The sequence below is a fragment of the Sphingomonas sp. FUKUSWIS1 genome, assembly GCF_000733135.1.
GTDB classification, from domain to species: domain Bacteria; phylum Pseudomonadota; class Alphaproteobacteria; order Sphingomonadales; family Sphingomonadaceae; genus Sphingomonas; species Sphingomonas aerolata.
On the sequence record NZ_JPJC01000167.1, the window covers coordinates 1 to 2,327 of the forward strand.

Sequence of the window (2,327 nt, forward strand, 5' to 3'; positions counted from 1 at the left end):
CCGCCACACCGTCTTCTTCTCGGACGACTATCCGGCCGAATTCGCCGCGCTGTCGGCCGGTCGCGCCGCCGCCCGGCCGAGCGTCTATGTCTGCGCGCAGGATCGCAGCGACAGCGGCGACGACGACCGCCGCGGCGCGCCCGCCCCGGCCCGCCCCGAACGCGTGCAGATCATCGTCAACGCGCCGCCCACCGGCGACGGACCGGACACCAGCCAGGAGGAGATCGCGACATGGACGAGGCGCATGCTCGAGGGCGTTTCGCAGGCGGGACTTTCGCTCGATCTGGCGCCCTCGACCGTCATGACGACGCCGCACGCGTTCGAGGCACTGTGTCCCTCGACGGGTGGAGCCCTTTATGGACGGGCCTCGCACGGGTGGGCGGCGTCCTTCCGCCGGCAGGGCAGCCGGACTCGGATCCCTGGGCTCTATTGCGCGGGCGGGAGCACCCACCCCGGCGCGGGCGTCCCGATGGCGGCGCTTTCCGGCCGGCTAGCCGTCGACTGCCTGCTCAGGGACCACGCTTCGACGTTCGTGTCGATGCCCAGGGCTATGCCTGGTGGTATGTCGACGCGACCAGCGCGGACGGCGCCCACGGGCTGACGATCATCGCCTTCATCGGCAGCGTCTTCTCGCCCTATTACAAGCTTAGCGGCCGGAAGACCCCCGAAAACCACTGCGCGATCAACGTCGCGCTGACCGGCCCGCGCGGCAGCGCCTGGGCGATGACCGAACGTCCCGCGCACCGCGTCGACCGGGGCACCGATCATTTCGTCGTCGGCCCGAGCAGCCTCAGCTGGGACGGCGACACGCTGGTGATCGAGATCCGCGAACGATCCGCGCCGCTGCCCTACCCTGTGCGCGGCACGATCCGCGTCATCCCCGCGATGATCGGCACCACCGCCTTCGCGCTCGATCCGGGCGGGCGGCATCGCTGGCATCCGGTCGCACCCCGCGCACAGGTCGAGGTCGCGATGACGCATCCCGGCGTCCGCTGGTCGGGCCCCGGCTATTTCGACTCGAACTTCGGCGACGAACCGCTCGAGGCGGGGTTCGACGACTGGCACTGGTCACGCGCGCATTTGAAAAGCGACGTCGCAGTGCTGTACGAGGGGCGACGCCGCGACGGCACGCCGTTCGACCTCGCGCTGAAATTCGATGCGCAGGGCCGGTGGCACGACGTCATCCAGCCCGCCCCGGCGGCCCTGCCGCGGACCGGCTGGCTCATCAAGCGCGCGACGCGGGCCGATGCGGGACATCGCCCGCGTGTGGTGAAGACGTGGATCGATGCCCCCTTCTATGCCCGCTCCGCGCTGGCCACGCGGCTGTTCGGCGAGGAGGTGCGCGCGGTGCATGAAAGCCTCGCGCTCGGCCGCTTCCGGTCACCGATCGTCCAGTCGATGCTCCCCTACCGGATGCCCCGCGCCTTCTGGTGACGCGACGTCCGGCGGCGGCGGCGGGTCCTTCGCGTTCCGGCCCTTCGCGATCGCCCGATTGACCGAGACGAGCTGCCACACGCAGAAGATGATGACCGGCGCGCCCGCGATCATCAGGTCGAGCAGGCCGAGAATGCCGGTCATATACGGGCCTCCATGAACTGCCGGACGATCGCCGCGACCTCTTCGGGGCGTTCCTCATGCGCGAGATGGCCGAGCCCGTGCAGCGTCTCGAGCCGCCCGTCACCGACCGCCGCCGCCGCCTCGCGCGCATTCGACAACGGGATCGCCCGGTCGGCGTCGCCGTGCACGAGCAGCACCGGCGTCTTCAGGCGCGCCAGATCCCGCCGCAACCCGACCAGATCCCAGGCCGCCATCATGCCGATCGCGCCCGCGCACTGCGCCGACGTGCCGAGCAACGCTGCATAACAGGCCACGCCCGCGTCATCGATCCGCGATCCGGTCGACCGGTACAGGAACCGACCCGTCTCGCCCGGGGTGCGGGCGATCCGCGCGAAGAGATGCGGCGCGATCGGATTGACGAACAGCGCGCGCGCCATCGTCGGGAACAATGTCGCGGCCAGCCCCGGAAAGGGCAGCAGCGCCGCACTCAACCCGATGATCGCCGCCGGGGACGCCGTGCCGTCGATCGCCAGCCGTGCCGCGATCGCCGCGCCCGCCGAATGGCCGATGATCACCTGCGGCGTGACCTGCAGCGCACCGAGCAACGTCGCGACCGCGCCCGCCATGCCCGCGATCGACAGACCGCCGACCGGGCGGCCGGTGGTGAAGCCATGCCCGGGCAGGTCAACCGCGACGACGTGGTAGTGCTGGCCGAGTAACGGTGCGAGCGTCCGCCAGCTATGCGTCGCCGCCCCGGTACCGTGGAGCAG

Annotated in this window: 4 protein-coding genes; 2 read left to right on the forward strand and 2 right to left on the reverse strand. The window is 71.1% G+C overall.

Annotation, left to right across the window (positions count from 1 at the left end; all coding sequences use genetic code 11):
• Together sphsw_RS10795 and sphsw_RS10800 are read left to right on the forward strand one after the other, a co-directional pair.
• On the forward strand, positions 1-601 hold a 601-nt coding region (locus sphsw_RS10795), incomplete at its 5' end, for a phytoene desaturase family protein (protein WP_031440629.1).
• A 122-nt stretch (positions 602-723) separates the two neighbouring features.
• Complete coding sequence (locus tag sphsw_RS10800; RefSeq protein ID WP_031440630.1) at positions 724-1,434, forward strand: hydratase; 711 nt, start codon at positions 724-726, stop codon at positions 1,432-1,434.
• Here sphsw_RS10800 and sphsw_RS10805 read toward each other — a convergent pair.
• Positions 1,381-1,578 carry a hypothetical protein gene (locus tag sphsw_RS10805; RefSeq protein WP_031440631.1) on the reverse strand — a complete coding sequence of 66 codons (198 nt, stop codon included), beginning with the start codon at positions 1,576-1,578 and terminating at the stop codon, positions 1,381-1,383. The two genes, sphsw_RS10800 and sphsw_RS10805, sit on opposite strands and share 54 nt — an antisense overlap.
• A partial coding sequence (gene bchO, locus sphsw_RS10810) for an alpha/beta fold hydrolase BchO (RefSeq protein WP_031440632.1) occupies positions 1,575-2,327 on the reverse strand: 753 nt, incomplete at its 5' end. The genes bchO and sphsw_RS10805, both read right to left, overlap by 4 nt.